This is a genomic window from Paenibacillus sp. alder61, from assembly GCF_020179875.1.
Taxonomy (GTDB): domain Bacteria; phylum Bacillota; class Bacilli; order Paenibacillales; family Paenibacillaceae; genus Fontibacillus; species Fontibacillus faecis.
On the sequence record NZ_JAIUDG010000020.1, the window covers coordinates 43,093 to 65,604 of the forward strand.

A 22,512-nucleotide genomic window follows, 5' to 3' on the forward strand; every position below is an offset into this window, starting at 1 on the left:
GGCTAGTTCACACTCCAGCTTTCCCGCATTTGATATAACCGACTCCGGGCCTCGGGGATGTCCGGATGGAATTGAATCAGAGCTCCGGCCCGGACGCACCGGACATGTTCCATGGCGGCGGTCAGCTTCGCTTCCCGGCGCTCTCCCAACACTCCCGCGTCCGCACAGACGCTGACGCCGGCAAGCTGTCCCTGCGCCATGGCGACTTGCGCCCCTTCGATTCCGGTAATATTCCCGGCCACATACAAGCCTTCCACAGGCGTCTGCATTTTCTCATTGTGCAGCGGAAGATGGCCGCCCAGTTCTTTAGCATAGACGAAAGGACACCCCGCAATCGAAGCCAGCTCGGCCAAAGGGTAAAGCCCTCCAGCCAGTGCGACGAAGTCCACCGCCTCCTCCCGTTCGCTGCCGGAAATCGGTTCTCCGCGGCCGTTAATATCAGCCAAGGTCACGGACTCCGCACGATTCGCCCCGTTAATAGATAGGGCCGCCGTGCGAAGCTTTAAAGGGATACCCCAAATCTTCAACCCCCGCTTAGGGAAAAATCGTGCTACAAGTCCGCTCATCCCGAGCGCGAATGCCGCCCTGCCCCCCATCCTTAGCAGCGGGGAAGGGGCCATATGGGAGAGGCGCATCAGCCGCTCCATATTTTCCTTCGGCCCCGCCTCTTTACCGGTAAGCGGGCCTGGGCCGAGCAGCACGATCCCCGCGATCGTCACCCCGCTCACCGCCAGTTCGCGGGCGATGGCCAGGGCGAGCGGATTGACGCCTATGATCAACCCCCGATGGCCGGGTTTCACGTAATGGACATTGGCCATGACTTGGGCGGCGCCGATCGACATGACCCCGGGCAGCGTCCATCCCGGGCACGGCTGCGGGATTTCGGCCGCCCCCGTCGCGAGCAGGACGCTATGGGCCGTCAGCGGCCCGCACGAGGTTCTGACGACCCAATGGCTGTCGACCCTCTGCATGCCATAGACGGAAACCCCGCTGCGGATCTCCACTCCAAGCTTCCTGCATGTCGCAATCAGTTGTTCCGCCGCTCTTCTGCCAACCCACCACTTTCCTTTCTCCTCGTGAAACTGTCCCAACATGCGCCCGCCGGGTTCCGGGAATTCATCGATCACCAGAATGCCAAGACCCTGGGCCGCCGCTTCCGCGGCCGCCGATAATCCCGCCGGACCGGCGCCGACGATCAGCAGGTCGAATCCGCCCCTCTTCATGGCGGCAGCCTCCTCCCGGTGATTTCATTCGGGAGCTGCGGGCCTTCGGTAATCCGCATCCCCTCCGCAAGCGGGGTCAGGCAGGAACGCACCGGTCCTTCCCCGTTCACGATGAGCCGGCACTCCATGCAATGGCCGATACCACAGTACAACCCACGGGCCGTCCCCGACTCTTCATGCTTACGCAGTGTACGGATTCCGGAAGCGAGCAGAGCGGCCGCGATCGGCTCCCCTTGGAGCCCGCTCAATTCCTGCCCGTTGAACGTAAATCTTACCGTTTCACGCGTGGGGGACATTGAACCAAGAATGGGATGATGAACTATTCGGTCCATAAAGCCTCTTCCTTTGCCAACTGCCCGAAGGTGACAGGCCGGATCGGCGGCCGGGAAGGCAGCATTTCCGGGTCGGGGATGGCCTGCGGGTTTTTCGTCTGAACCCATGTCTCCAGCAGGTACCGGCATACCCGTCCCTGGCAGGCGCCCATGGTCGCCCGCGTTTTCATTTTAAGCTGCCGGGAGGTGCGGCACCCCGATTCGTAAGCTTCCTCCAATTGCTTCAGCGTGACTTCCTCGCAGCGGCAAATCGTCAATGGGTGCATGGAATCCCTCCTATACGTAGCGGATCGCACAGGTTTTCGTCTCGGTGTAGAAATCCAGCGCCGCCTGACCCTGTTCGCGAGTGTGCGAGCTCGACAGCTTCATGCCGCCAAAAGGAGCCTGATACTCGACTCCGGCCGTCTCCTGGTTAACGCGGACCATCCCGGCCTGAGCCTCATCCAGAAACCGGTGGGCATAGGACAAATTCTCGGTAAAGAGAGAAGCGCTCAAGCCGTAAACGGACTGGTTGCACAAGCTGACCGCTTCGTTAAAGTCGGAGGCTTGCAGCAGCGCGGCAACCGGACCGAATACTTCTTCCCGAACGAGCGGATGCTGCACATTCAAGCCGGCGGCCACGATCGGACGGATAAAATAGCCCTGCTCCCCGCCGGTCGCCGGCGGCGGGCCCTCCGCCAAAATTTCGGCTTCCTTCCGGGCCAGTTGGACGAAAGACGTTACCGCTCCGTACTGGCTCGAGGAGGCGACGGGACCGAGATAAGCCGAAGGGTCCAGGGCGGGAGCCAGTTTAAGCTCCGCTACGGCCCTTTGCAAAGCGGAGGCAAAGGCATCGTAGATCCCCGATTCGACGATGATCCGGCTGGTCGCCGTACATTTCTGGCCGGCCGAGCGAAAGGCCCCGCTCACCACCATGGGGACAATCTTCTCCAGATCGGCATCGTTCAAAACGATGGCGGCGTTCTTGCCGCCCATCTCCGTCTGGTACTTGATATTGCGCTTGGCGCAGAGTTGAGCGATTCGCGTCCCCGTAGCCGTGGAGCCCGTGAAACTGACCGCATCGAGCGAAATTTTCTCAAGCAGAACGTCGCCGATCTGGCTCCCTTTGCCGACCACCAAATTCAGAACCCCGGGAGGAAGCCCGGCCTCCGCGAAGATTTCCACGAGCCGCGTGGCGGTCAGCGAAGCGATTTCGGCCGGTTTCCAAATCACCGTATTGCCGCAGATCAAAGCCGGCGCGATTTTCCAGATCGGAATGGCCACGGGAAAATTCCAGGGCGTAATCACCCCCACGACGCCTAACGGCACCTTCTTGGTATATTGAAGAACATCCCTCTCGCTGGAAGGAATGACCGCGCCCACGGCCCGGACCCCCTCCGCGGCATAATAGCGCAGGAGATGGACGCCCCGCATCACCTCGCCGCGCATCTCCGCAATCGGCTTGCCCATTTCCAGGCACGCCAGCCGCACCACTTCCTCCACGTTGGATTCCAGCGAGCCGGCCAATCGATACAGATGCTCCGCTCTTGCGGCACCCGTTAGCCGGGACCAGGAAGCCAACGCAGACCGTGCCGCTTCCTCCGCCTGAATGACTTGGGAAGCATCGGATAAATGCAGCACCCCTACCTGTTCTTGAACACAAGAAGGGTTATTTACGGCGCAGGTTCCGGCTGACGGTGTGATCCACTCCCCGCCGATCCAATTTCGGCTGTTCCACATTTCCCATCCCTCCTGTTTCGAACTGTTTCGAACTGATTCGATAAGCCTGCAAAAAGACGTCATGTCGCCGGTTGAACCCGTCCACGGTTAACCGCAAGGTCGTACGCGTGTTTAATCGCTTCGTAATCGGCTTCCGGCAGAGGCAGACGGGGCGGCCGGGTCGGGCCCGCGGGGAACCCGGCCAGCTCCATCATGTATTTGATGGACTGAACGAGCTGTGGACTCGCATCGAAATGGAACAGTGGAAGCAAGTTCCGGTACAAGTCCGTCGCCTCCTTTACTTTGCCTTGTCTTGCCAGCCCGAACAATTCAACCCCCTCCTTCGGCAGAGCATTCGGAACGCCGGAGATCCACCCCGTCGCTCCGAACAGCGGACCTTCCATCGACAGGTCGTCAACCCCGATCATCACCTCCAAATCCGTATAGGTCAAAATGTCGTGCACGCGGCGGATATCCCCCGAAAATTCTTTGACGGCCACGATATTTTCCAGCTTGGATAGCCGGGCAAGCAGCTGCGGGGTCAGGTCGACTTTGTAATCATGCGGGTTATTGTAAGCGATGATCGGCAGCCCCACTTCATTTATCGCTTCATAGTGAGCGATCACCTCATGCTCAAGCGGCCGGTAATTGATCGGAGGAAGCGCCATCACCCCGGCTGCCCCCGCTTCCTTCGCGTGTTTCACCCAGGCGACCGCCTGCTTCGTGGACGGAGCCGCGGAACCCGCTACGACCGGGACCCGGCCGGCCGCGGCCGCGATGACGGTCTCGACCACCCTGGCGCGCTCTTCCTCCGTCATCGTTGCGTATTCCCCCAGGGAGCCCGCGGGCACCAGACCGTGAACCCCTTGGGAGATAAGCCATTCGCATAGCTCGCCCAATCGCTTGTAATCCACCTCGTAATCCGCCGTAAACGGCGTCACCAAAGCCACATAGACACCTTCGAATCTTGGCATGATCCTACCTGCCCTTCATTTAATATAATTAATAATTCATCTAATAAATAACAAAACCATCAGCCAACGGATCGGACGGATCCAGAACCAAATTCATAAATCCCAGGATATGGCCGCTTCCCGTTATCCGCGGAACCACTGCGGATTTATTCCCGTAAGCTTCCGTTTCTTTTAGGATCATGGCGTGGACTTCCGTTCCCGTGATTCCGATGTAGGTGACCCTCTCGCCTTGAGCCAGCAGGCCGCGTGACCACAATACCGCCATATGGGCGCAGGCCCCCGCCCCTCCGGGGGAGCGGTCCAACTGCTCGCCCGCAAACACCGCCGTGCTGCGGTATAACCGGCCGCCGGAATCGGGATTTTCCCGGCGGTAGAAGAACACGCCGTACATTCCTGAACCCCAGTCCAAACGCGAATGCTCCATGTTCAGCCGATTCGTCACGGCCTCAAGGATCAGGCTGCCCCATTCCTGTATTTTGTGGAGCGCTGCTTCTCCTGCGAAATCCAAGCCGATCTCGTCGGCATCGACCACCGCGTAACATTCGCCGCTAAAAGCGAGATCCGCTTTTACTTCCACCCCCTGCACGGTCAGCATCAGTTGCTCCGCCAGAACAAAGCAGGGCACGCATTCGACGGATACCGCGCGCAGCTCCTCTTCTTCCCATTCCGCATAAGCCCGAACCGTCCCGGCCGGACAATCGATCCGAATGCCCTTCGCCGCTTCCGCGGGGTCCAGCTGACCGGTGTCAAGCCATGCCGTCACCGCGGAAATGATACCGGGGACATTTATGGAAGAATCGCCCCCTTGATGCAGAAACACAAGCCCGAACCGGGCTTCCTTCGTCACCGGGGCCGTCACGACCGCCCCTCTCAGCCCGAAATGTCCCCGGGGTTCGGTCAAGAGCCATTTTCTGGCGGAAGCGAAATGCCGCTCGAAAAACAGCGATTTGTCCCGCATCGTCGCGCCTTCCATCGGCGGCAAGCCCCCGGTGATGATGCGCAGCGGCTCCCCGCAGCAGTGGGTGTCGATCGCCGCATACCATTTTGTGATGTCCATGTCCAGCCTCCGAACCATAATCAATCGTAAAGAAAAAAACCGCGGTATAGCGGGTCTTGCTCCCGCATCACGAATTGATGAAATCCCATTATCCAAGCCGATCCGGTAATTTGGGGAATGACGGCCGTCAGACCGCCAACCGCGGTTTCCTCCAGAACTTTGGCGCGAAACAGCGATCCGACGATGCTCTCATGAACGAACTCCTCCCCTATGGCCAGTTCTCCTTTCTTATATAGAGTCGCCACTTTCGCCGAGGTCCCTGTTCCGCAGGGCGAGCGATCGATGCCTCCCGGAGGCACGACCACCGTGTTTCGACAGTGAGCCGACGGAGACACCGGATCGCTGAAAAATTCGATATGCGTTAGTCCCTGGATGACCGGAATTTCGGGATGGACGATTTCCATCTCCCGATTCACCGCCTCCCTGATCCGGACGGCCAGGCGCACGATATCCCGGGCCCGGGACGGAACGAGCGGCAGTTGCAGCGAACGCGCATCGACAAGCCCGTAAAAATTGCCGCCGTAAGCGATGTCCAAGGAAATTTCGCCCGCCTCCCCGACCGTAACCCGAACATTCTCCCTGTATAAAAAAGAAGCGATATTGGTGAAGGTCACCTGCTTCACCTTGCCTTTTTCGATTTCGAGCCTGGCCTCGACCAGACCCGCCGGGGTATCCAGCCGGATGACGTCTTTGCTTACGGGATAGATCCCTCCCTCTACCAGCGCCGTACAGAGGCCGATCGTATCATGACCGCACATCGGCAAATAACCGCCGGTCTCGATGAACACCACGCCCAGGTCGGCCCTGGCGTCGCAGGGTGCGGTCAGAATGCACCCGGACATCACCTCATGCCCTCGGGGCTCCAGCATCAGCGCCTGACGAAAATGGTCGTAATGTTCGGACATATAGACCATCTTCTCCGTCATCGTGCGGCCGATCAGCTCCGGCGCTCCGGAGGTAACCGTTCGCGTCGGATTTCCGCCCGTGTGTGTATCGATGGTTGTTACGATTTTGGACCCTTTCAATAAATCGCCTCCCCTGTTACGGAAATCCCCTGGCGGAATCGGTCATAGCGCAGCGGCTCCACCGGAATGCAGGTCGACGTTCCGCCCAGCATCTCGCTGACCACTTTCCCCGTAACCGCGGCCAGGCTGATCCCGTCCCCTTCATGTCCCGCCGCCACATAAAACCCCGGCACCTCGTCAACGGGTGAAACGATCGGCAGATGATCCGGCGTCCAGGGCCTGAGCCCGGCGTATGTCCGCAGCAGCGGGATGTGCTCCAGAACGGGGAAAAAGCGGATCGCCCTTTCCGCGATTAGCCGGATCACTTCCTGGTCCACCCGGCTATCCAGTCCGACAAATTGCCGGCTTGAGCCGATCAGGAAGTTTTGCGAGGCGGTCGGTTCAAAAACAAGAGCGACCCCATATCGTTCGAATCTCGGATCCACCTGCCGCTTCCCGCCGAATTTGCTGATCAAGTACCCAAACTCCATCACTTTCCGTTTGCCGATATTCGCCCACCGGGAAGCGACGAGAATATGCCCTTTCCGGGGCTCTATCGGGAGGGGGATCCCGGCCATTTGCCCGATTTGCCCGGCCCAGACCCCGGCCGCGTTGATGACGATTTTTGAATGGATCGTGCCCTCCGCCGTCTCAACGCCGCGAATCCGCTTTTTCTCATCCAGCAGAAGGCCGGTTACCGGTGTATGGGTTCGTAACCTCGCCCCGTACCGGCGGGCCGTCGAAGCTAACGCATAGGTCAGCAAAACCGGGTTGACCGTAGAATCCGTGGCGCATTCCAGGCCGCCCGGGAGGTCCTGGGCCAAATAGGGCCACTCCCCGCGCAACTCTTTGCGGTCCAGCATGCGAAACGGGAGACCGGCCTCCCTTTGGCGGGACACCCAACTCTCGGCGGCGAGCATCTCTTCATCGGTTTCGCAGACGAGGATGCTCCCGGGGGCGCGGTACTCGAATTCTTCATCCAGGTCCTTCACCCATTCCGCTACCAGTTCCTGTGATTTCAAGGACATTTGACTGTCAAATCCGGGATCCTTGTCGATGGCCAGAATATTCCCGTCGCATTTGGAAGAGGTGCCTCCCGCGATCTCTCCGCGCTCCAGAACAAGGACGTCCATTCCCGCTTTTGCCGTATAGTAGGCGATCGACATGCCGATAATTCCCCCGCCGATGATCACGACTTCCGCTGATTCCGCGTTCATGAACCTCTCCCTCGATTCCGTCCTAGAGAACTATCAGTTCTTTGGTCGATGTCGTCAGCACGTCGATCCCCGTCTCCGTCACGACAATATCGTCTTCGATCCGGACGCCGCAGAAGCCGGGAATATAGATGCCGGGCTCCACCGTCATGATCATGCCGGGCTCCAACCGGTCTTCCGTCCGCTGGGAAAACCGCATCAACTCATGGATCTCCAGCCCGAACGCATGCCCGAGGCCGTGGCCGAAATACTCCCCGTATCCATGGCCGGCAATGATATCCCGCGCCAGCGCGTCCCCTTCTTTCCCCGTCATACCCGGCTTTAAACCGTTTAATGTCGCTTCGTTGGCCTCCAGAACAATCCTGTAAATTTCCTTCTGGCGATCGCTCGGGCTCCCGATAAATACCGTCCGGGTCAAATCGGAACAGTAACCTTCGTAGTTCGCGCCAAAATCCAGAGTTACGAACTCATTCGGACCCAGCAGCTTATCGCTCGCCAGCCCGTGCGGCAGCGCCGAACGTTCGCCGGAAGCGACGATCGTGGCGTAAGCCGATGAGACGGCGCCGTTCTTGCGCATAAAATACTCCAGTTCCGCGGACACCTCCCTCTCGGAAACGCCGGGCTTCAAATAATCCAGAATATGGGCAAAGGCCAGGTCTGTAATTTCAACCGCTCTGCGGATGCAGGCTTGCTCCTTGTCATCCTTGATGCCTCTCAGCTTTTCGACCAGATGTTCCGTCGGGACAAGTTCGATCCCCTGAAATGCTTCCTTATATGACCCGTAGGTGGCGTAGGAGACGTGATTCTTTTCAAAACCGAGCCTTTTGACGCCCGTACCTTCCAGCTTGTCACGAATGAGTTCCAGCAGTTGTCCCGTATCCTGGATCACCTCAAAGGCTTTGGCCTGCTGCGAGGCTTGACTTGTATAGCGAAAATCGGTCATCAGCCATGCCTGGTCCCGCGTAATGACCACCGTGCCCGCGGTCCCCGTAAAACCGGTTATATATCTGCGGTTAAACGGACTGGCGATGAGAAGGCCGTCGAGGCCTAGTTCTTCCAAGGCCTTCCTCACGTTGTCGAGTCGCTTAGCTTCCATGTTTGCTTCACACACCTTTTCGTTTTTTCCCTACCCTTTCATTCCGGTTAACGTGATCCCCTCGATGAAATAACGCTGTCCGATAAAAAACACGACGATCACCGGCAGAATCACCACGGTGGACGCAGCCATCAACAGATGCCACTGGGCACTGTGGAGGGACTGAAACATCTGGAGCCCCAGCGCCATCGTAAATTTGCTTTCCTCGTTCAAATAGACCAGCGGCCCCATAAAATCGTTCCAGGAATTCATAAAGGAGAATAAGCCGATGACGATGAGCGGCGGTTTGGACAAGGGGATGATAATCCGGGAAAATATCGTCCACGGCCCCGCCCCATCTACATAAGCGGCTTCATCCATATCTCTCGGAATACTGCTGTAAAACTGCCTCAGCAGGAATATATCGAAGGCTGAGCCAAACCAGACAGGAAGAATTAACGGCACATAGGTGTTGATGAGCTCAGCAAGCCTCCAGCCGATGAACGTCGGAATTAACGTGACCGCACCGGGAAGCATCATGCTGGCGAGCAGCAGCCCGAAGAAAAACTTCTTCCCCGGCCAATCCAGCCGCGCATAGCTGTAGGCGCCCAGCGAGCTGCTGATCAGCGCGCCGATCAAGCAGCTGACGGTAATGGTCAACGTGTTCCGAAAGAATCGGAAGAAATCGATCGTGGTCAGCGCCTCTACGTAATTTTCCAGGTGAAATGGAGAAGGAATCCACTTCGGCGGCATCTCAAAAATTTGCAGCGAGCTCATCATCGAGCTGCGGACCAGCCAGAACAGCGGCAACAAACAAAAACAAGCGCCCAGGATGAGAATCAAATATACGGTCCACTGCGAGATTCGCCGTTTTCTGCTCACGGAAGCTACACCTCGCTTTCATAGAACACCCACGATTTGGATGTCCGGAAGAAGATCACGGTAACCAGAAGGATGATCATAAAGAGAATCCAGGCGATGGCCGAAGCCTGCCCCATTTCCCCGAACTGGAAGGCCTGGCGGTAGATGTAGTAGTTATAGAATAGGCTCGCATTATTCGGTCCGCCCTGCGTCATAATTAACGCCTCGGTAAATACTTGGAAGGCGCCGATCGAACCCATAATCAAATTGAAGAAAATGATCGGCGTCATCATCGGGATGGTAATATGCCGGAATTTCCGCAAAGCTCCCGCGCCGTCGACGATCGCCGCCTCATATAGGGATCTCGGTACGCCTTGCAGACCCGCCAGGAAAATAATGATCGTGCTCCCCATGCCCCACAGGCTCATCATCACAATGGAAGGAACCACGGTCTCTTCCGCGTACAGCCAATCCAGCGTGGGCAGGTTTAAAGCTCCCAAAAAGCTGTTAAACAATCCGAGGTCCGGGCTGAACAGCCAAATCCAGATCATGGAAGACGCGACGGCCGGGACGATGGACGGCAGATAAAATATCGTGCGGAAGACGGATTTGCCGCGGATAAAGTCCATGTTAAGCACAAAAGCGATAATAAAAGAGAAAACCAAGCCTAGCGGGACGCGGAGAATCACATATTTGAAAGTGACCCACAGCGAGTTGTAAAAGTATTGATCCGTCCCGTCGAACAGCCGGGTGTAATTCTCAAATCCGATAAATTTGGGAGTGTTGACGATCCGGTAATCCGTAAAACTGAGCAGCAAACTGGTGATCATCGGCAAAATGACGAACAGCATCAGCCCCAAGATGCTGGGGAGGGCGAAAAGTATACCGGCTAGTGCGATACGGCGTTTATGAAGAATAGGAATCCCCCCTGTCTAGATCAAATTCGGACACCCGAATTACCTTCCGTAGTAACCCTGAATCAGCGGCTGAACTTTGGGTTCGACCTCCTTAAGCGCTTGTTCCGCGGTCGTTTTGCCGGTCCAAACCAGATCGAGAGCCGGGGTGACCAGCGCGTTGATTTTGTCCAGATTCTTCACTTCGAAACCCGGAGTGCGAATGCCGTTCTCAATCGTCTGTTTCATATAGGCTTCCGTATATCCTTCCGGATGCGCCTTGTTTCCGGCGGCCCATTTGTTGATCAGTTCGGGGTTGGTGTACCATTCTTTCTTCAGAGGCATCCACAGCCCCCCTTCGATTAGCGGCAGCACCGACTCGGGATCCGCCATGTATTTGTACAGCAGCCAGGCTTCCTCAGGGTGTTTGGTCGATTGGAAAATAACCGTCGGCGCTCCGTCAAGCAGCGTGTTGCTCTCTTTCAGTTTCGGCAGGACGCCGACGCCCAGATTGAAATCCTGTTCCGCGAAAGCTTGCAGCGCCCAGTTGCCGGACACCGTCATGGCGACTTTTTTCGTTTGCAGCGCCGTATCCGGCAGGTTTTTGGTTTGCAGCGGAGTCGGCGATACATGGTGGACGTACATGAGATCGGCCAGCTTTTGGATCGCTTCGATCGCTTCCGGCCGGGCCAGACCGAAGCCTTTTCCGTCCTCCGTCAGGAAGTTGCCGCCGTTGGAAACGACCGCGGCCATCATATTGTAAGGATCGTATTGAAGGCCGAACTGCCTGATCTTTTCCGGGTTAAAATCGGAATCCAACGCGTTTCTTCCCTGGTCGTCCAGCGTCAGTTTTTTCGCATATTCCACAAAGGTGTCCCAATCCCAAGCCTTAGCCGCCTCGGTGGGAGGCAGCTCGACGCCCGCTTCCAGCAGTAGATCTTTGTTGTACATGAGTCCGTATCCTTCGACGGCGGTGCTCATCCCGATGACATTGCCCGGGGCGATTTCGTACCAGACTTGATCGAGATAGTCCTCCTTCTTGAAATCCGGATCCTTCTCGATCAGCGGAGCGAGATTTAACAGCTTTCCGTCCGCCCCCCAGCTTAAGGCGGCTCCGGAGGACAAATATCCCAAGTCCGGCGCCACATTCCCAGCGACCATCGTCGTCAGCTTCGTTAAATAGTCCGCCGGAACGTGCATCGGTTCCACCTCGATGCCGGTCTTCTCTTCGAAGCGTTTAAGCGCTTCCGTAACGGTCTTTTTCTCGATCGTGTCTCCCCAAAAGGAGAACTTGAGCTTAACCGGTTCCTCCTTCCCGCCGGCTCCGTTCGTTTGACTTTGCGAGGAGCCTCCACTGTCCGAGCACGCCGTGAGCGAGAACGTTAAAGCCAATACCGCCGACAACACCCATCCCGCAAAACGTTTCCCCTTTCTCATCATCCAACCTCCATTCGTAGACAAACGATTTGTATATTTATTGTAAAAAATAGCGCTTCCAAAAAAAATTCGAACATTTTTGGAATGGTGGAGTATTTTTATGCGTTTGCCAACGGCAGCTTAATGTTCACCAAAGTTCCCTCTCCCTCCACGGAATGAAGGGATACACCATAACCGTCGCCGTAGATCAGCTTGATTCTTTGATCCACGTTTCGAATGCCGACAGATTCTCCTTCCGTCTTCCGGATCTCGGCCAATCTGCTTTCGGGGATTCCGATGCCGTTGTCCTCGACCGTAAAAATCCGCGCCTCCCCTTCCAACCGGCCGCGTATGACAATCCTTCCCCCGCTATGCAGGCGGGCGAAACCATGGACGATCGCATTTTCCACAAACGGCTGCAGAAAAAGCTTGGGCACTTTATAGTCATATAGTTCGGGTGCGATGTCGAAGGTGACCCGGAACTTGTCCTCAAACCGCTGCTCGGTGATGAAGATGTAATGGCGAAGCCAGTTCATATCCTCTTTCAAGTCGCCGATATCCTGACGGTTTTCGGTGGTGTACTGCAGCATCGAGGATAAACTGACGATCATCCGGCTCAATTCTTTTTGGTTGTTCTCCAGTGCCGTCCAATTCATAATGTTCAGCGTGTTGTACAAAAAATGCGGATTTAGCTGAATGTTCAGCGCCATCATTTGCATTTCTTTCTCCCGAAGCTTGACCTTGTAATTCTCCTCGATCAGATGGCTGACTTTCTTGTTCATCTGATTGAATTTGTGAATCAACAAACCCATTTCGTTATAGGAATCGACCGGAACCCGGGTGTCGAACTCGCCCTCCCCCGTCTTTTTGATCGCACGGAGCAATTGGTGGATCGGCCTGGTGATGGAACTGGAGAAGATGAACGCCAACAGAAGCGATATCATCAACAGAAGCAGGGTCAGGTTGAATGTGGTGGATTTAATTTCCGGCAAAAAAGCGGCCCCCAGGGCGTCTGGTGATATGGTCACCGCCGAAATCCAGCCCGTCACCTCCGAGGTGTCGAAGCAAACGATCTGCGGCTTTCCGTCTTGCATCACCGACAGCGTTCCGCTCCTCATTTTCACCGCTTTATCCAGCCATTCGGGCTTCGCCAGCGCTCCTTCCCGCACCTGATCCGTACCGGACACAAGCCTCCCTTCGGGAGTGAAGATAAAAAAAGAAGCTCCGGTGGAAGGGAGCGTCCGGGTGAAACGGGAACGGTAGATTTCCGGGCGGTACGTGATAACCAGTACCGGCGGCTCGACCTTTTCATTCAGCTCGATCACTTCGCTGTTGTTGATTTTAAACAGTTTCATCAGACGTACTCCCGCCAGCAGTCGGGCATGTTCCGGCGGGTTGGCCTGACTGATTTCCCGTTGAAACATTCGTTCGTAGGAAAAGGTGGGAAACCAGGCCATGCCGCCGTCAGCTTGCAAAGCCGCCCGGTATAGCGGAGTTTGATGGAAATTTTCATAAGGGATGAGGTTGGAGGAACCCGTTGATCCGATGTTGGAATAACGGGTCATTAAGTGGATGGAGAACATTTGATCCATCTCGGGAAAATATTTGTTTAATACCCGGCTCACCTTTTTTTCCATATTGATCATACTGTATTCATCTCGCGGGTTCGCTTGTAAGTACTGCTCGAACAGCACCTGCTCCCCGATCATGGCCAGGCTGCTTTCTTCCGCCCGGGAGAGCTCGGCGTCCAGAATTTCATTGTTCTGCCGTACGATCGAATACAGATTCTCCCGGGCGAATTCCGAGACGAATTCGGTGCTGGCGTAGTAATTTTTCCAACTCAGAATGGCGAGCGGGATCGTGGCGATCAACGTGTAGGTCAACAATAGCTTGGTCCTGTAACTGAGATCATTTAAGCGCTGCCAAATATGACGTCTTCTCAAAGGCATCCCTTCCTTATTTAACGTGTGGCGGACAAATGACGGTATTCCTCCGGGCTGGTGCCGAATTCCTTGCGAAACAAGCGGATAAAATACTTCGGATCTTTATACCCGACGTTCTCGGCGATTTGGTAAACCCGAAGGGAAGTTTGCAGCAGCAAATCGGCCGCAACTCTCATTCGGGTTCGGGCTATATATTGGTGAAGTGTCATCCGGGTCTGATTCTTAAAAAGGATACAAAAATAGGAAGGATTAAAATGAAATTTCACGGCAAGCGTGCTGAGCGAGAGGTCCTCTTCGGCATAATGCCGTTCAATATAAGCCTTGCAGCTATCGATAATCGACTCCGTTTTATGCTGCCTATGTTGGTCCAGGCGGTCCGTTAACTCAAGGATCCACGAAATGGCCGCTGTTTTGAGTTCATCCACATCTCTGCACTTCAGCAGCGCTTCCTCGTAAGCGGCGCTATGCAGAGGACTGTGGCCCTTTTCGGCGAAACAGGAAGTGAGGTGATGAATGGCGGCGGCCGTCGCATACTTTAATTTTTCCGGGTCGGGAAGCCTTTCATCCATCGCCCGCTTTACGGCCAACTCCACAAAGTCGGAAATTTCCGGCCTGTTCCCGCTCAGTACGGCCTTCGTCAACCCATCCACGTCGAGTTTCACGACGGCCGGAAATACCCCCGCATTCATCTCTTCTTCCGCATCGTACAACCTCCCTCCCCCGTTAAAAAATTGAATACGAAGCGCGCCGCAGGCTTGTTTACAGGCCCTTCGCGCTTCATTCGGCCATTCGCTAAAAGAAGGCCCCAAACCGATCGTTAATTCCGTTCCGTATTCCTGTGCGAAGTAAATGATCATTTGTTCAAGCTTGCTCTCCAAGCCCTTTGTCAGAATCGGAGAAAAATCGGGGCTTAGAATTAAAGTGATCAACGTATGGTCGGCAACGTAAAAAGCGGGGACATAGCCGTCCTCATTTAAAATGGCACCTAGCATGGCTTTGAGACCGCGCAGCAAAAATTTTCGATCCGCGGCGGATTTGAAGGCGATAGCGAGAAATTTGCCTTGCTTGAAATCCGGAAAGCAGGCGTTAAGCGAAATGGCGGCGTCCCCCGCGGCATTATTCTCCCCTGCGAGCAGCTCGGCGATCGACGATTCAATGGAGGCAAGACGCCTAGCTCTTCTCTGCTGTTCCGCTTTGGCGAGCAAGTGCCTCACCTTTTGTTCATCCACCGGTTTTAACAAATAATCGTTCGCCCCCAGTTGCAGGGCCCGCTGAGCATAGGCAAAATCCGAGTAGGCGCTCATGATGACGATGCTTTCGCTTCCGCCGCGTCGTGTTAAATGATCCACGAATTCAAGACCGTCCATCACTGGCATCTGGATATCGGTGAACACCAAATCGATCGAATGGACGCCTACCCTTTCCAAGGCCTCCGCCCCGTCCCTGGCGTCAAAAATGTTATATTCCGGCTTCAACTCCTTAAGCATCCGGGACAATCCCTTTCGGTGCTTGGGTTCGTCATCCACAACCAAAATATTCAGCATCTGTCATTCCCCCTTTGCCGCATTTGAAAAAATGCCCATGAAGGGATTCAAGTAAATTGGAAGTTTAAACTGCCACGTTTTACAAGATTTCCTGCATGAGCATCATCGAGAGACTGTATTAGGCTTTTGAGTTGGAGCAGAACACGGATAAATATTTGACTTCGTCCGTTACGAGCACATACTTATGATTTTCAACCGAATCAAAATACAAGCTGTCGCCGGCGTTCAATGTATATTCTTCTTTTCCGACGTAATAAATCATGGTACCTTCAAGCACATAAATAAACTCTTGACCGACATGGGAAACGGTTCTTTTTCCGGTTTTCCCCTTTCTGGCGACGAAATAGAAGGGCTGCATCCACTTCTCCGGGCGCTCCGCCGCGATCGCGGAAAAAGCATATCCCTTATCCGTCTGGACCATTTTATCCAGGCTCATCCGGTGCGTGGTGAATACCGTTCCGTTTAAGTCTTGGTCGTCCAGCAAAATGGAAATTTTGGTTCCGAGCGCTTCGGCTATTTTGATCAGCGTTCCGATCGGGGGGACCGTCTTCCCGTTTTCGATTTTGGACAGCAGGCTCTTGGTGAAGCCGCAGGCCTTGGCGATATCATCCAGACTCCGGTTCTGGGCCTTGCGTATCTTTCGAATTTTACTGCCTAGTTCCACAAGCGCGTTCTCCTAAATTGAAATGAATTCAACAACGTTTACTAAAATGAAACACGATTAAATTAGAATTGTCAATAAATTTTAACATTTTCCCATAGACAATTTAATTTTTCCGTGAAACTTTCCCTTCGCAAGGGTTAAAAAAACAAGGCTGCCGATTTAGGCAACCTTGTCATCTTCACGATCCTATTTCAGCCTGCCACAACCCGCCGCCGGGCAAAGGGCAAGAACGCTCCTTCAGCCAAGCCACTACCGGAATGATGCAGCCGCAGGACATGCAGGTCCCGCCGTCCATGAATTTCGGACATTCCCCGCAAATTCGCAGCCGTTCCTCATAGCTTTCTTGGCTGACCCGGCGTTCGGGAGCGAACATGGTGGTCTTGAGCAGCCGTTCCATCTGGGCTTCCGTGACTTTATAATCGTCCCGGCATGCCTTGCAAGACGTATCCGCCATGCCGAATCAACCTTTCACCGCCAGTTTTAAAGTCGTAACCGACATCGGTGGAAGCGTTACGGCCAGCTTGCCGTCCTCTTCCGCAAAATCGTCAAATGTCCGGGGCTTTACGTTTTCCGGCTGGTCAAACGTGTTGTGCGCATCCCATTTGTCGCCCGTCAGCGTCGTTCCCGTGATGACGACATCGCCTGAAACCAGGCCGCGCAGGGCGAGTTCCACCTTTCCATCCGCCTGATGCTGCAAATTACAGAAGCTGATATGGATATTACCTGCCGCGTCTCGCGATGCCGTAGCCGTCACCGCGGGAATTTCTTCGTCACCGATCCGGTAACTGCCGGTCTCCAAGGCGAGCTCGAGCGATTCGGCATCCTGATGCACTTTGTACATGTCGAACACGTGATACGTCGGCGTCAGAATCATTTTCTCGCCTTCCGTCAAAATGACGGCCTGCAGGACATTCACCGTTTGGGCGATGTTCGCCATTCTTACGCGGCCGCTGTGCTTATGGAAAATGTTGAACGTCAGTCCGGCGACCAGAGCGTCCCGGATCGTATTCTGCTGATACAAAAATCCGGGGTTGGTGCCGGGCTCGACATTATACCAGGTCCCCCATTCATCCACGATCAAACCGACCCGGCCGTCGGGATCATATTTGTCCATAATCGTGCTGTGCCGGGTAATCAGCTCGTCCATGCGGAGCGCCTTCTTTAGGGTAGAGAACCAGGCGTTCTCGTCGAATCCCGTCGCCGCCCCTTTATCCTGCCAATTGTCGTTCGGCAGCGTGTAATAGTGAAGCGTGATCGCATCCATGAATCTTCCCGCCTCGCGCATCAGCACTTCCATCCAGTTGTAATCGTCCACATTCGGACCGCAGGCGATCCGGTGAATCTTATTGCCGTCATAATTACGGACATATGTTTGATAACGGCGGTAGAGATCCGCGTAATATTCGGGACGCATGTTCCCGCCGCAGCCCCAGTTTTCGTTCCCGACGCCGAAATAAGTTACCGACCAAGGCTCCTTGCGGCCGTTCTGAGCCCGCAGTTCCGACATCGGGGAAACGCCGCCGAACGTCAAATATTCGACCCACTCCGACATTTCCTGTACGGTGCCGCTTCCCACATTTCCGTTGATGTAAGGTTCGCACTCCAATTGGGCGCAGAGCTCCATGAACTCATGGGTGCCGAAATGGTTGTTTTCGACCACACCGCCCCAGTGGGTGTTGATCATCCGTTTGCGGTTCTCTTTCGGACCGATGCCGTCTTTCCAGTGGTATTCGTCGGCAAAGCAGCCTCCCGGCCAGCGGAGAACGGGAATTTTAATTTGCTTAAGCGCTTTCACTACATCGTTGCGGATACCGTTTGTATTTGGAATGGAGGAATCTTCGCCAACCCAAATTCCCTCGTAAATGCATCTGCCCAAGTGTTCGGAAAAATGTCCGTAAATATGGCGGTCGATTTTTCCCCGGCCTTGATCGGCGTTTAAAATTCCTTTTAAAGTCACGATCATCACTCCCTCATAATTAATATAATTATTAATTAATTCACATTTACATAAATATTATATCCATGGAATTCCATCCTCGTCAATTCCTTTTCAGGTTATTTCGAGCATTTTTGTTTTACCTTGCAAACCTGCGAGCACTTGAGTAATATAAATATTAATCATATTTTAAAGGCGGATGCTACATGAAATTAGACCTCTCACCGGATTCGCTTCCTGTATACGAAGCGCTTGCCAGCCCGGTACGCTTGCACGTATTGCGGCTATTGGCCGAACGGCCGATGAACGTGAAAGAATTGGCCGCCAGTACGGGCCTTTCCAGCGCCATCATGACGATGCATGTCCGCAAGTTGTCCGAAGCGGGACTGATTGCGACACAAATGATGCCCGGCAAAAGCGGGCTGCAAAAAATGTGCTCGCTTGGCGTCTCGGCCGCGGAAATCCGTTTTCTCGGAAACGCTCTACCGCCCCGCCAAAGTCATCGCGTTGAAATCCCGGTCGGCCACTATTCCGATTTCTACATTGAACCGACCTGCGGTCTGGCGACGACCGACAAAATTATCGGCACTTTCGACGATCCCCGCTATTTTTGGGAGCCGGAACGGATTGACGCCGCCGTGTTATGGTTCAATAAAGGATTCATCGAATATAAAGCCCCGAATTATCTGCTGTCGAGCCAGCAGCCTACGGAGCTTGTGTTGACGATGGAAATCGCCTCGGAAGCCCCCGGTACCAATAATAATTATCCGTCCGATATCACTTTCCGGTTTAACGGCGTCACGCTGGGCACCTGGACGAGTCCGGGGGATTATGGGGACAAGCGCGGCAAGTTTACTCCCGACTGGTGGCCTTCCCAAACGAATCAATACGGGTTGTTGAAGCGGCTGCGGATTACCGGCAAGGGGACGTTTATGGATGGATTGCGGCTGTCGGACGTGACGCTGGAGGACATCGACATTCGCCGTAGACAGTGGACCTTCGGGTTATCCGTGGAGGACGATTCGCTGCATATCGGCGGATTGACCTTGTTCGGAAAAGGTTTCGGCAACTACAACGAACATTTGATCCTGGAGCTGTACTATACGGAGAACGTCTCCGCCAAAGACTAATGTGCCAAAAGAGCATGAACGGAAAATTCCTCCTCCGCTCATGCCCTCTCGATTTAACCGACTTATTTCATCTTCACCGCCACTTTTCCTTTGGCCCGACCGGTTTTGAGATACGCCAGGGCCTCTTCCGTTTGCTGAAAATCATAAACCCGATCGATGACGGGCCTGATTTGATTCCGTTCCAACAAGCTGCCAAGATCTGGCGTTGGGAATTCCGGCAACCGATACGGTCCTTCCAAACGTGCGCACCTGTCAGCTTCAGTTTGCGCTGAGGACGATATGGCATGCGGTCAGTTTCGGAATCGTGTAAGTAAACCGATTATCTTCTATACCGCTGACCGGCTGACGCTCCGTGATCGCGGCGTTCTCGCCGTCGAACGCCCAGACGCGGGCCGACTTGTAAGTGGTTCCGCCGGCGATGTTAAAACTCGCGTTCATTTCAAAATCATTGTTTTTGTTCAGCACGATCAGATGCAGATTATCGTCGCTGTCCCGGTATACGGACCCGTAGACCGAACTGTTTTCGATATCGGAGGTTTCGGCTTTAACCTTTGTGTCGCCGAATTTGGAATTGTTGCCGTCATAGTCGTTGTACAGTCTCATCGCCAGAGTGATATACGTGGAAGGTTCGACCCCGCCCGTCATTCTCCAGAAATGAGCCATATACACGCCGTACTTGCCGTAGATCCCCAGGACGTCCGCCTGGGCAATCCCGCCGTACACGTTGTTTTCCGCGCCGTAGTTATATTCCGTAAACGCGAGCTTCGTTCCTGGATTGTACGTATCGATCGACTGCTGCAGTTTCGGAATCAGCGGGAAAAACGGACTGTGAAACAGGAAGAAACGGCTGTTCGATTCGGAATAGCTCGGATCCCATAGCTGGCGCGGGGCCTGCACGCGGGCCAGGTTCGTCGCCAGCACGTTGTTGCCAGCTTTATCTTGAATCCGGTGTCCTCCCGCGGAGGTCTCCGGATACCAGTGGAGATCCAACACGTCGAGCAGACGCTTGCCCCCGAGCTTCTCGCCTTCCACCCGGAAATGGTCGAGATAGTAATCGACATACCATTCATAATTTCCTTGCACTTGCGGCCAATCCGGAGCTCCTTGCATACTGTACATGTCGTCGAAACCAAAGGTGGCCGGCCCGAAAATTTCAGCTTGCGGGTCCACCTTTTTGACCGCTTTGGCTGTCGCCAAACCCTTGCTCAAAACTTCTTCCGCGCCAGCCGGTCCCGGATGAATGTACTTGTGGTTATCAACCCACAATCCCGGCTCATTATCGAGCTCATAACCGCGAATCCCCGTGGCCGTCGAAGCGTCCCCGTGTTTTTTCACCAGATAATTGACCATTTCATCCATGTATACCGCATCGTCGTTCGGATTTGGAGCCGCATCGAACGGCCCGCCTTTCTCCGGCTTCACTTCCACCCATCTGGATGAAGGCGCCTGTTCGCCATCACGCACATAACCGTCCGCATCCTTTGCCGCATATCCGGCAATCTGCAGCGAAGCGAGCGTGTACGCGCCGTATTGCAGCGATTTGTTGTGGAAGCCGCTGATCCCGATCCCCGGCTCCGTCGGCTTTTCGCTCCAAGGCACACCGCCGTAGTAGTGAGCGACGTAATAATCGCTGTGGTAATTTTCGTCGTCACCGGAATTCGAGGCGTTATTCTCCCAATTGTAAGTAGTTAGACGGTTTCCTCCCACACGGCGGGACGTCCACTTCTCCGTATTGGTCAAATCGTCGTTCGTCCCGTAAATGTAAGGACTAATCGGCGCCCGGTCTTTGGATGTGTCCACGTCGATCTGCACGTCGAACGCTCCCGTCGGCGTCTTTGTCGTGTTTTGCGTCAAAAGATCGGTCCAGGCGCCGAGCGTGGCGTTCTCCTTGGCACGTACCCGGTAGGTGTGCACGGAACCCGGCGTCAGGTTCTCGTGCGCATAGGACGTCTCCAGTCCGTTGTCGTTTACTTGGCCGTCGACTTCAATGTCGTAACCGGTAATTTCCGCGTCGGGCGGAGCCCCCCAAGTCAATTTGATGGACGTATCCGTCTTTGTCACCCGAAGGTTCACCGGTGCCGGAATCACTTGCTCCCCGGTTGTTTTGACCGTAAGAAGGCCGCTCCATGCGCTTTCCTGGGTTGCCGTTTTGGTCTTCACTTTGTACGTGTGGCGGCTTCCCGTTCTCAGCCATTCGTGGGTAAAAGAGGTCCCATTTACCTCGTGAGGGATGCCATCGGCTTTAACCACGTAGGAAACCGCGCCATCCACAGGCTGCCAGGTAAGGGTGATCGTCGTATCCGTAGGAATCGCGGCGATCCCGGTTGGAGAAGACGGCATAACCAGCGGCTCCGGCTCTTCGCCCCAAACTCGCTTACCGTCCAAATAGGAGGTCACTTTTGTAGTAGCCACGGAGCTATTCGAGTCCGTAAACGAATAATCATTGCTTTGATCGAATGAAGGATAATCTTTTTTATAGATCCAGGTACCGATCGTAGCCGATCCGCCCGGACTCAGATTGCCGGCGTCCGGTTTAAAACCGAGTTCCAAATACGTGTCGGCTTTGGCGGAAGGAATCGGCATCGTGGCAAATTGCGGAACCACGGTTTCTTTCGCTACCGTACTCCAAAAGCCGATATTCAGCGGAATATCTTCGTCATCCACCGTAAAATAATACCGGACCTTCAGATCGCTCAGTTTTATCGCCCGGCTGCCTGTATTCGTAATTTTAAAATTCGGCCCCAGCGTGGATGTCGACAACTCCGTCGGGTTCCACGAGACTTCCAGCTTAATGTCGGAAACCGGAGTAATGACATCGGATAGCGTTCGCGCCATGACAACCGGACTCCAGTCGCTGGTCATTTCGGCATTCTTCGCCCGGATGCGGTAACTATGCTGCGTATCCGGCTCCAATCCCGCATGCTTATAGGTTGTAACCGCTCCTAGCTGAAGGACGGCTCCGTCCGCCTCCAACTCATAATACGTCGCGCCGGTGACGGAATTCCACTGTAAGGCGACCGAGTCTTTTTGCGGCACGGCCGTCAACCCGGTTGGAACCGGCAGCGTTACCGGCCCTGTCCCGCCGCCTCCGACCGCAAACTTCGCCGCGCCGGCGAACCATTCGTTCACGCTTGAGCTCCAGCCCGAACCGAACACGCCGAAACTGATCCAATAATTCCCCTTGGTTAGTGTCCCCGGAACGTTCCAGACGACCGGCACCGTTTTCGTTTCACCGGCCACGACATGGATCGGATCGATAATGATTCGGTCGACCGGCTGCAGGGAGTCGTCATAGATTCCCACATCGAGCATAAGCGCGCTCGACTCCGAGGAAGTGACCTGAATTTGAATCGTCGTGCTTGAACCCGGCTGGACTTCCCCGCTCTCGGCGGTCGCCGTTGCGGTAATCTCCGCTTTCGCCAAAGCCGTTCCCGGTTCAGCAGCGAAAAAGACGCCTCCAAACAACATCAAGAACGCCAAGGTTACCGCAGTCCAACGTTTACTTGCAGACCATGCAATTTCTTTCTTCAACTCCTAACCCACTCCTG

General features: G+C 54.9%; 20 protein-coding genes. 1 reads left to right on the forward strand and 19 read right to left on the reverse strand.

Annotated elements, in window-relative coordinates:
* Positions 1-2 precede the first annotated feature (2 nt).
* The 17 genes from LBW89_RS20020 to LBW89_RS20100 form a co-directional block, all read right to left on the reverse strand.
* The gene (locus LBW89_RS20020) at positions 3-1,223 is read right to left on the reverse strand and encodes an NAD(P)/FAD-dependent oxidoreductase (RefSeq protein WP_225040050.1); all 1,221 of its coding nucleotides are present in this window, start codon (positions 1,221-1,223) and stop codon (positions 3-5) included.
* Positions 1,220-1,555 carry a (2Fe-2S)-binding protein gene (locus tag LBW89_RS20025; RefSeq protein WP_225040052.1) on the reverse strand — a complete coding sequence of 112 codons (336 nt, stop codon included), beginning with the start codon at positions 1,553-1,555 and terminating at the stop codon, positions 1,220-1,222. The genes LBW89_RS20020 and LBW89_RS20025 overlap by 4 nt, the downstream gene beginning before the upstream one ends.
* A complete protein-coding gene (locus LBW89_RS20030; RefSeq protein ID WP_213505671.1) occupies positions 1,543-1,821 on the reverse strand; it encodes a (2Fe-2S)-binding protein in 279 nt (92 codons plus the stop codon). Before LBW89_RS20030 ends, LBW89_RS20025 begins: the two co-directional genes overlap by 13 nt.
* A 10-nt stretch (positions 1,822-1,831) precedes the next feature.
* Positions 1,832-3,274, reverse strand: coding sequence for an aldehyde dehydrogenase family protein (locus tag LBW89_RS20035; RefSeq protein ID WP_225040054.1), 1,443 nt, complete (start codon positions 3,272-3,274; stop codon positions 1,832-1,834).
* A 59-nt stretch (positions 3,275-3,333) separates the two neighbouring features.
* A complete protein-coding gene (locus LBW89_RS20040) occupies positions 3,334-4,227 on the reverse strand; it encodes a dihydrodipicolinate synthase family protein (RefSeq protein WP_225040056.1) in 894 nt (297 codons plus the stop codon).
* Between the two features lie 40 nt (positions 4,228-4,267).
* Positions 4,268-5,284 (reverse strand): proline racemase family protein, encoded by a 1,017-nt coding sequence (locus tag LBW89_RS20045; RefSeq protein ID WP_225040058.1) that lies wholly within the window; start codon positions 5,282-5,284, stop codon positions 4,268-4,270.
* Between the two features lie 20 nt (positions 5,285-5,304).
* A complete protein-coding gene (locus tag LBW89_RS20050; RefSeq protein WP_225040060.1) occupies positions 5,305-6,309 on the reverse strand; it encodes a proline racemase family protein in 1,005 nt (334 codons plus the stop codon).
* Complete coding sequence (locus LBW89_RS20055; protein WP_225040062.1) at positions 6,306-7,505, reverse strand: NAD(P)/FAD-dependent oxidoreductase; 1,200 nt, start codon at positions 7,503-7,505, stop codon at positions 6,306-6,308. The genes LBW89_RS20050 and LBW89_RS20055 overlap by 4 nt, the downstream gene beginning before the upstream one ends.
* 22 nt (positions 7,506-7,527) lie before the next feature.
* A complete protein-coding gene (locus LBW89_RS20060; protein WP_148457761.1) occupies positions 7,528-8,598 on the reverse strand; it encodes an aminopeptidase P family protein in 1,071 nt (356 codons plus the stop codon).
* A gap of 30 nt (positions 8,599-8,628) precedes the next feature.
* Complete coding sequence (locus tag LBW89_RS20065) at positions 8,629-9,459, reverse strand: carbohydrate ABC transporter permease (protein ID WP_148457762.1); 831 nt, start codon at positions 9,457-9,459, stop codon at positions 8,629-8,631.
* A 5-nt stretch (positions 9,460-9,464) separates the two neighbouring features.
* Positions 9,465-10,289, reverse strand: a complete 825-nt coding sequence (locus tag LBW89_RS20070; RefSeq protein WP_211373373.1) for a carbohydrate ABC transporter permease — start codon at positions 10,287-10,289, stop codon at positions 9,465-9,467.
* 105 nt (positions 10,290-10,394) lie between these two features.
* Complete coding sequence (locus tag LBW89_RS20075; RefSeq protein ID WP_225040064.1) at positions 10,395-11,768, reverse strand: ABC transporter substrate-binding protein; 1,374 nt, start codon at positions 11,766-11,768, stop codon at positions 10,395-10,397.
* Positions 11,769-11,866: 98 nt separating this feature from the next.
* Positions 11,867-13,690, reverse strand: coding sequence for a sensor histidine kinase (locus tag LBW89_RS20080; protein WP_225040066.1), 1,824 nt, complete (start codon positions 13,688-13,690; stop codon positions 11,867-11,869).
* 17 nt (positions 13,691-13,707) lie between these two features.
* Positions 13,708-15,234 (reverse strand): response regulator transcription factor, encoded by a 1,527-nt coding sequence (locus tag LBW89_RS20085; RefSeq protein WP_225040068.1) that lies wholly within the window; start codon positions 15,232-15,234, stop codon positions 13,708-13,710.
* A 118-nt stretch (positions 15,235-15,352) separates the two neighbouring features.
* Positions 15,353-15,898: a helix-turn-helix domain-containing protein gene (locus tag LBW89_RS27745; RefSeq protein ID WP_213505660.1), complete on the reverse strand. Its 546-nt coding sequence runs from the start codon at positions 15,896-15,898 to the stop codon at positions 15,353-15,355.
* Between the two features lie 178 nt (positions 15,899-16,076).
* The gene (locus tag LBW89_RS20095; RefSeq protein ID WP_148457767.1) at positions 16,077-16,352 is read right to left on the reverse strand and encodes a DUF6171 family protein; all 276 of its coding nucleotides are present in this window, start codon (positions 16,350-16,352) and stop codon (positions 16,077-16,079) included.
* A gap of 6 nt (positions 16,353-16,358) precedes the next feature.
* The gene (locus LBW89_RS20100; protein ID WP_225040070.1) at positions 16,359-17,861 is read right to left on the reverse strand and encodes an alpha-N-arabinofuranosidase; all 1,503 of its coding nucleotides are present in this window, start codon (positions 17,859-17,861) and stop codon (positions 16,359-16,361) included.
* A 179-nt stretch (positions 17,862-18,040) separates the two neighbouring features.
* Between LBW89_RS20100 and LBW89_RS20105 the strand changes: the two genes are divergently transcribed.
* Positions 18,041-18,964, forward strand: coding sequence for an ArsR/SmtB family transcription factor (locus LBW89_RS20105; RefSeq protein WP_225040072.1), 924 nt, complete (start codon positions 18,041-18,043; stop codon positions 18,962-18,964).
* Between the two features lie 62 nt (positions 18,965-19,026).
* Here LBW89_RS20105 and LBW89_RS20110 read toward each other — a convergent pair whose 3' ends face one another.
* Positions 19,027-19,185, reverse strand: coding sequence for a zinc-binding dehydrogenase (locus LBW89_RS20110; RefSeq protein ID WP_225040074.1), 159 nt, complete (start codon positions 19,183-19,185; stop codon positions 19,027-19,029).
* Positions 19,186-19,222: 37 nt separating this feature from the next.
* On the reverse strand, positions 19,223-22,495 hold the full coding sequence (locus LBW89_RS20115) for a glycoside hydrolase family 44 protein (protein ID WP_225040076.1): 3,273 nt from the start codon (positions 22,493-22,495) through the stop codon (positions 19,223-19,225).
* Positions 22,496-22,512 lie beyond the last annotated feature (17 nt).

Bases quoted from the DNA above. Each gene is read 5' to 3' on its own strand.
- LBW89_RS20085 (WP_225040068.1), bottom strand. From the start codon at position 15,234: ATGCTGAATATTTTGGTTGTGGATGACGAACCCAAGCACCGAAAGGGA.
- LBW89_RS20035 (WP_225040054.1), bottom strand. From the start codon at position 3,274: ATGTGGAACAGCCGAAATTGGATCGGCGGGGAGTGGATCACACCGTCA.
- LBW89_RS20095 (WP_148457767.1), bottom strand. From the start codon at position 16,352: ATGGCGGATACGTCTTGCAAGGCATGCCGGGACGATTATAAAGTCACG.
- LBW89_RS20020 (WP_225040050.1), bottom strand. From the start codon at position 1,223: ATGAAGAGGGGCGGATTCGACCTGCTGATCGTCGGCGCCGGTCCGGCG.
- LBW89_RS20100 (WP_225040070.1), bottom strand. From the start codon at position 17,861: ATGATCGTGACTTTAAAAGGAATTTTAAACGCCGATCAAGGCCGGGGA.
- LBW89_RS20045 (WP_225040058.1), bottom strand. From the start codon at position 5,284: ATGGACATCACAAAATGGTATGCGGCGATCGACACCCACTGCTGCGGG.
- LBW89_RS20105 (WP_225040072.1), top strand. From the start codon at position 18,041: ATGAAATTAGACCTCTCACCGGATTCGCTTCCTGTATACGAAGCGCTT.
- LBW89_RS20075 (WP_225040064.1), bottom strand. From the start codon at position 11,768: ATGAGAAAGGGGAAACGTTTTGCGGGATGGGTGTTGTCGGCGGTATTG.
- LBW89_RS20025 (WP_225040052.1), bottom strand. From the start codon at position 1,555: ATGGACCGAATAGTTCATCATCCCATTCTTGGTTCAATGTCCCCCACG.
- LBW89_RS20055 (WP_225040062.1), bottom strand. From the start codon at position 7,505: ATGAACGCGGAATCAGCGGAAGTCGTGATCATCGGCGGGGGAATTATC.
- LBW89_RS20070 (WP_211373373.1), bottom strand. From the start codon at position 10,289: ATGCTGTTCGTCATTTTGCCGATGATCACCAGTTTGCTGCTCAGTTTT.
- LBW89_RS20060 (WP_148457761.1), bottom strand. From the start codon at position 8,598: ATGGAAGCTAAGCGACTCGACAACGTGAGGAAGGCCTTGGAAGAACTA.
- LBW89_RS20040 (WP_225040056.1), bottom strand. From the start codon at position 4,227: ATGCCAAGATTCGAAGGTGTCTATGTGGCTTTGGTGACGCCGTTTACG.
- LBW89_RS20030 (WP_213505671.1), bottom strand. From the start codon at position 1,821: ATGCACCCATTGACGATTTGCCGCTGCGAGGAAGTCACGCTGAAGCAA.